This window comes from Burkholderia sp. BCC1638 (genome assembly GCF_902833195.1).
Classification (GTDB): Bacteria; Pseudomonadota; Gammaproteobacteria; order Burkholderiales; family Burkholderiaceae; genus Burkholderia; species Burkholderia diffusa.
On record NZ_CADFEC010000048.1, the window covers coordinates 21,183 to 27,490 of the forward strand.

At 68.5% G+C, this 6,308-nt stretch carries 5 protein-coding genes; all 5 read left to right on the forward strand.

Annotation, left to right across the window (positions count from 1 at the left end; all coding sequences use genetic code 11):
* Positions 1-224 precede the first annotated feature (224 nt).
* A complete protein-coding gene (locus HWX22_RS30180; RefSeq protein ID WP_059690429.1) occupies positions 225-1,952 on the forward strand; it encodes a methanol/ethanol family PQQ-dependent dehydrogenase in 1,728 nt (575 codons plus the stop codon).
* Between the two features lie 82 nt (positions 1,953-2,034).
* A complete protein-coding gene (locus tag HWX22_RS30185; RefSeq protein ID WP_175912284.1) occupies positions 2,035-3,294 on the forward strand; it encodes a transporter substrate-binding domain-containing protein in 1,260 nt (419 codons plus the stop codon).
* A gap of 75 nt (positions 3,295-3,369) precedes the next feature.
* Positions 3,370-3,687 (forward strand): high-potential iron-sulfur protein, encoded by a 318-nt coding sequence (locus tag HWX22_RS30190; protein ID WP_244135324.1) that lies wholly within the window; start codon positions 3,370-3,372, stop codon positions 3,685-3,687.
* Positions 3,671-5,557: a sigma-70 family RNA polymerase sigma factor gene (locus tag HWX22_RS30195; RefSeq protein WP_175912288.1), complete on the forward strand. Its 1,887-nt coding sequence runs from the start codon at positions 3,671-3,673 to the stop codon at positions 5,555-5,557. Before HWX22_RS30190 ends, HWX22_RS30195 begins: the two co-directional genes overlap by 17 nt.
* A gap of 251 nt (positions 5,558-5,808) precedes the next feature.
* On the forward strand, positions 5,809-6,308 hold a 500-nt coding region (locus HWX22_RS30200), incomplete at its 3' end, for an acetyl-coenzyme A synthetase N-terminal domain-containing protein (protein WP_175916935.1).

A 6,308-nucleotide genomic window follows, 5' to 3' on the forward strand; every position in this document is an offset into this window, starting at 1 on the left:
CTCGACCCGCGGTTGTCCCCGAACGCAACACACGCGGATCATCCGCGCCACGCCGCGCACGTCGTCGCGGCGCGCACGATCGGCCGCCGGGCCTTGCGCGACAGGGCGCGCGCCTCAATGGCATGCGATTTGCGTGATTGGCTGCGCACTGGACCCGGATCCCCACCCTGCCGGCCCGGCCATGTGTTGGCCGCGGTGCGACCACAATGACTCTGGAGACAACCATGAAAAAACTCTCGGCTTCGACGAGCCGACTGGCAACGATCGGAATCGCGGCGGCGGCCGCGATCGCCCTGAATCCCGGCCTGGTGGACGCTGCCGCGGATTATCCGGCCGTCACGTACCAGCGGCTCACGGATGCGCAACGCGATCCGGGCTGGCTCACCTACTACCGCACGTACAACGGCCAGGCGCATTCGCCGCTCAAGCAGATCGACGCGTCGAACGTGAAGCAGCTCACGCAAGCATGGAGCTACAAGTTTCCGGCCGAGCTGAAGCAGGGCTTCGAAGCCACGCCGATCGTCAATGGCCGCTACCTGTTCGTGACCACGCCGAAGGACAACGTGTACGCGTTCGACGCGGCCACCGGCGCGCAATTGTGGAAATACGAACCGAAACTCGGCGCCGAATCATTCAAGACGGCCTGCTGCGACGTGGTGAACCGCGGCGTCGCGCTGTACGGCAAGAACGTCTACGTCGCGATGCTGAGCGGCGAGGTGGCGGCGCTGGATGCACAGACGGGCGCGCTCGTATGGAAGAAGCAGATGTTCGAGCCGGGGCTAGGCTATGCGTTCTCGCTCGCGCCGCTCGCGCTCGACGGTGCGATCGTCGTCGGCAGCTCGGGCGGCGAATACGGCGCACGCGGCTTCATCGCGGCGCTCAGCCCGAACGACGGCACGCTGCTGTGGAAACGCTTCACCATTCCTGGCCAGGGCGAGAAGCACGCTGACACCTGGCCCGACGGCATGCAGGCGCACGGCGGCGCACCGGCGTGGCTGACCGGCACCTACGACGCGGCAACGCGCACGCTGTACTGGGGCGTCGGCAACCCGGGACCGTGGCTCGCCGACCTGCGCCCGGGCGACAACCTGTACTCCGATTCGCTGCTCGCGCTGGATCCGAAGAACGGCGACCTCAAGTGGCACTACCAGTACACGAAGCACGACACCTGGGACTATGACGGCGTCAACACACCCGTGCTCGCGACGATCAAGTACAAGGGCAAGGAGCACGATGCGATCATCCACGCGGACCGCAACGGCTACTTCCATGCGATCGATCGGGACACCGGCAAGCTGATCTATGCGGAGCCGTTCGTGAAGGCGACGTCGGTGACCGGTTACACGGAAGACGGCGCGCCGATCCAGGATCCCGCGAAGTATCCGAAGGTCGGCACGACGATCGACACGTGCCCGAGCTTCCTCGGCGGCAAGAACTGGTGGTCGGTGTCGTACGACCCCGTGCGCCATCTCGCGATCGTGCCGGCGCTGCATGCGTGCATGAGCTTGTCGGGCAAGTCGGTCAACTACATGGAAGGGCTGCCGTATCTCGGCGAAGGTTTCGAGATCAAGCCCGAGCCGGGCAGCGAAGGCTACGGCGAACTTCAGGCGATCGACGTGAACACCGGCAAGAAGGTATGGAGCCACTGGAGCAAGCTGCCGTGGAACGGCGGCGTCGCGACGACCGCGAGCGGCCTCGCGTTCAGCGGCTCGCTCGACGGCCATCTGTACGCGTTCGATGTCGCCACCGGCAAGGTGCTGTGGGAGAGCCCGAAGCTCGCGAGCGGGATCATCGCGCAGCCGTCCGTCTTTGAAGTCGACGGAAAGGAGTACGTAGCCGTACTCGCCGGCTACGGCGGTGCGAATCCGATCTGGGGCGGCCCGATGGCCAAGGCGGCTGACGACGTGCCGCGCGGCGGCACGCTGTACGTGTTCGCCCTCGACCGCGGCTGATCGGCATCCGGCCAACCGTATTGCGCCCGCGCCGCCGGCGTGGGCGCTCCTCCCTTTCTCCTGTTCAACCGAGCGTACGATCATGAACATCCGACTTTCCCGCCTCGCCGTGGCCTGTGCGCTCGCGGCAGGCACGGCGCTGGCACCGGCGCTCTCCACGGCCGCGACGACGGTGCGCGTCTGCTCGCTGCCGGGCACGCCGACGGCCGCGCTCGACAAGGCCGTCGCTCACGACGTGTTCCGCACGGCCGGCATCGCCGCGAACTTCTCCGGGCACGACGCGGGCGGCAATGACGACGACGGCGTGTCCGCGCATGAGCTCGCCGGCATCCTCGAACACGACTGCGACGTGCTCGCCGGTTTTCCGCGCTCGGCCATCGCCGACGCATCCGATACGAAACTGCTGTTCTCGCAGGGCTATCTGCGCTCGGGGTACGTAAGCGTCACGCGCCGCGATGCCGGCGCGCCGGCCACCGGTCGCGAAATCGTCGCGGCGACCTACGCGAGCCCCGCGCAATTGATCGCGGTTCAGCAGAAGAACGCACGCTTCGATCTCGAGAACACGTCCGAGCAAACGGTCGACGCGGTCGCGCGCGGCCGCGCGCATCGCGCGATCGTCTGGTATCCGGCAGTCGTCGCGTATCAGGCCGCGCATCCGAAACAGGCGTTCCGCATCGGCGCGACGTCGTCGCCGTATGCGGAATGGCAGCTCACGTTTGCGTTCGCGCCGCGCTCGGCCGAATTGCAGCAACGTATCGACGCGGCACTCACGCAAATGAAGAACAACGGCCGGCTCGCCGCGCTGACCCGCAAGTGGACGCTGCCCGGCAGCGCACTCGAGGCGCACGAGTCGCGCATGCCGTCGCGTTTCCTCGACGGCGCGACGGCGAGCGCAGGCCGCGTGCCCGGTAGCCTGCTGCGCGCGCGCAACGTGCCGGCCGGCGGCGGCTTCATCCGCGTCGGCGCGAGCACCGGTGACGCCGCGCCGTCCTTCGACGCGGCCCAGGTCGCCCACGGCAAGGAAATCTACGGTAATGCGTGCGCCAAGTGCCACGGCGCCGATCTCGAAGGCAACACCGCGCCCGCGTTGAGCGGCCCGTCGTTCGCGCCGCTGTCGCATTCGCACCTGACGATCGGCGGCGTGTTCGGCTACATGGCGACCAACATGCCGGCGGACCAACCCGGCAAGTTGAAGGACGACGAATACGCGGACCTGATGGCCTTCCTGCTCGCGTCGAACGGCTATGCCGCCAGCAAGAACAAGCTGACGGCCGATACCGCTCACGCGTCGACCGCGCCGCTCGTCGCCGGGCCCGCCGCGCACAAGGACGCCAGCCAGTAACACCGGGCAAGCGGCTTCGCCATGCGATGCGGGCCGCGCCCTTCCCCACGATTTCATCTTCAACAGGAAACGACCGTGACGTACCCGACCTCCCGCAGAACCTTCATCATCAACGCCATCGGCCTGTGCGCGACGCTCGCCGCCGCACGCACCGCATGCGCGGCGCCGCCCCTCGTCGACGAGAACGACCCCGCCGCGAAGACGCTCGGCTATCGCGCGCATGCGTCCAGCGTCGACGCCGCGCAGTTCCCGAAATACCAGGCCGGCCAGCGCTGTGCAAATTGCCGCTTCTATAAGGGCGAAGCGGCGGACGCCGCCGGCACGTGTCCGATGTTCGCCGGCAAGCTGGTCGCGGCGGACGGCTGGTGCAACGTGTATGCGAAGCGCGCGTGACGCGTCGCGCGACGGGCTGCCGGCGCGACACGCACCGGCGCCCGCGGCCGGTAGCGACGACGGCGCACCGCCGCACGCGGTCGCGCATCTGCACGCGCTGATCGCGACCGGCCTGTCGCGCGGCTTCGTCACGCGCGGCGACATCATCGACGCGCTGCCCGACGACGATGCGAGCGAGAGCAGCATCGATGCGGCCGCCGCCGTGCTCGCCGAACTCGGCATCGCGGTGTCAGACAGCGCCGATGCCGCGAGCGGCTGGACGCTCGACCGCTACTTCCGCCCGGCGCCGCCCGCGCGCGCTTGGGTCGACGGCGCCGGCACGCTCGCCGCCGCCGACCTGCTCGCGCCGCGCACGACCGATCCGGTCCGGCTGTACCTGCGCGAGATGGGCACGACGCCGCTCCTCACCCGCGATGAGGAATTCGCATACGCGCAGCGCATCGAGCGCGGCCGCGCGGCGTCAGTCGCGGTGCTGTGCGGCGATCCCGATGCGCTCGACGCGCTCGTGTCGATTCGTACCGAGATCGCCGAATGCCGAGCCGCCGCATCGACCTATGTGATCTTCCTCGCCGACGCCACGCGCAACGCTCGACGATCCATTGACGCCGATGCAGGCGCCTCGCCTGCCGCCGCCGCCGAGCCCGGGCGCGACGACGAGGCGCCATCGGAGGATTCGGCCTGGCGCGACGCGGTACTGGCACGGCTCGCCCGCATCGACGCAATCGCGGACGGCATTCGTGCCGCGCTGGCCTCGGGCGGCACCGCGTCTGCCGCGTATCGCACGCACGTACGCGACGCCGCCGCGCTGCTCGGCACGCTGTGTCTGTCCGCCCGCGCACTCGAACGAATGAGCGAACCGTTACGCAGCCGCGCGCGCCGGCACCGCGCGCTGCGCGGCCGGCTGGCGCGATTGTTGGCCGACGTGGGCGTCCCACCCTCATTCGCGCAGACGGACCACGACGATCACGCCGGCTGGCTCGCGTCGTGCATTGCCGCGCATCCGGCCTGCGCGCCGACGCTGACGCGACGCGCGGCCGAATTCGTCGACGCACGCGTCGCGATCGTGCGCGATGCCCCGGCGTCGGAACTGCCGCCCGATGCGACCGCGTCGCTCGATGCCCGGCTCGGCGCGATCGAACGCGCGATGCTGCCGGCGAAAGCGGGCTTGTTCGACGCGAACCTGCGGCTCGTCGTGTCGATCGCGAAGCGCTATCCCAATCGCGGGCTGCCGTTCGCGGACCTGATCCAGGAAGGCAACATCGGCCTGTTGAAGGCCATCGAGCGCTACGACTACCGGCGGGGCTTCCGGTTCTCGACCTACGCGACCTGGTGGATCCGGCAAGCGATCACGCATGCGCTCGCCGACCTCGGCCGCACGATCCGCGTGCCGACGCATACGGTCGACGCGCTGAACAAGCTGACGCGGCTCGCGCGCGAGCATCGGCAACGCGCGGGCACGGCCGCGACGCCGGCCGAACTCGCCGTCCACATGGGCGAGCCGGTCGACAAGGTGCGCGATCTGCTTGCGATCGTGAAGGAACCGGTGTCGGCGGACCTGCCGGTTTCGCCGGAAGGCGACATGACGTTCGCCGACGTCGCGCCGGATCTGTCGTCGCCGTCGCCGGAGGACGCCGCCGGCGCCACCCAGTTGCGCAACACGATCGCCGCCGCGATCGACCGGCTGCCGCCGCGCGAGGCGATGGTGCTCCGGCTGCGCTACGGGCTGCATGCGGACGAAGGCTGTTCGCTGCGCGACATCGGCCGGCAGATGAACCTGTCCGCCGAACGCGTGCGGCAGATCGAGGCGTCGGCGCTCACGCGCCTTCGTGCGTCCGACGCGCTCGACGTGCTCCGGTCGTTCATCGCATAGCACGGCCTCAGTCCCACGGCGCGCACGCCGCGCGTCGTGCGTCGTGTTGACGCCTGCAACACCCGTTGCTGCATTTCGACGCAACTTTCACGCTGACAAGAGCGCCGCTCGTTCCGTCTTTCATTGCTATGCAATGCAGAGCAATTATCGGGAACCGCGCGCCACCGTACACACACGCCTTACCGGCCGAAGACCCACGCAATTGGCATGCAAGTTGCGTTTCAACGGTCATGCGACACCCAACGCTTTCCATGGAGACCATCTTGACTGCCCTCGTATCGATCCTGCAGGAGCGCCGAATCTTCGAACCGACGGCCGACACGCGCGAGCGCGCGACCATTTCCGGCATGCCGGCCTACCGCGCGCTGGCCGCCGAAGCCGAGCAGGATTACGAAGGCTTCTGGGCGCGTCTCGCGCGCGAGGGCCTGACCTGGCACAAGCCGTTCACCAAGGTGCTCGACGAGAGCAATGCGCCGTTCTACAAGTGGTTCGACGACGGCGAACTCAACGCGTCGTACAACTGCCTCGACCGTCACGTCGAAGCCGGCAACGGCGAACGCGTCGCGGTGATCTTCGAAGCCGACGACGGCACCGTCACGCGCGTCACCTATGCCGACCTGCTCGCTCGCGTGTCGCGCTTCGCGAATGCGCTGAAGAAACGCGGAATCGGCAAGGGCGATCGCGTCGTCATCTACATTCCGATGTCGATCGAAGGCATCGTCGCGATGCAGGCCTGCGCGCGCATCGGCGC

Bases quoted from the DNA above. Each gene is read 5' to 3' on its own strand.
- HWX22_RS30180 (WP_059690429.1), top strand. From the start codon at position 225: ATGAAAAAACTCTCGGCTTCGACGAGCCGACTGGCAACGATCGGAATC.
- HWX22_RS30185 (WP_175912284.1), top strand. From the start codon at position 2,035: ATGAACATCCGACTTTCCCGCCTCGCCGTGGCCTGTGCGCTCGCGGCA.
- HWX22_RS30195 (WP_175912288.1), top strand. From the start codon at position 3,671: ATGCGAAGCGCGCGTGACGCGTCGCGCGACGGGCTGCCGGCGCGACAC.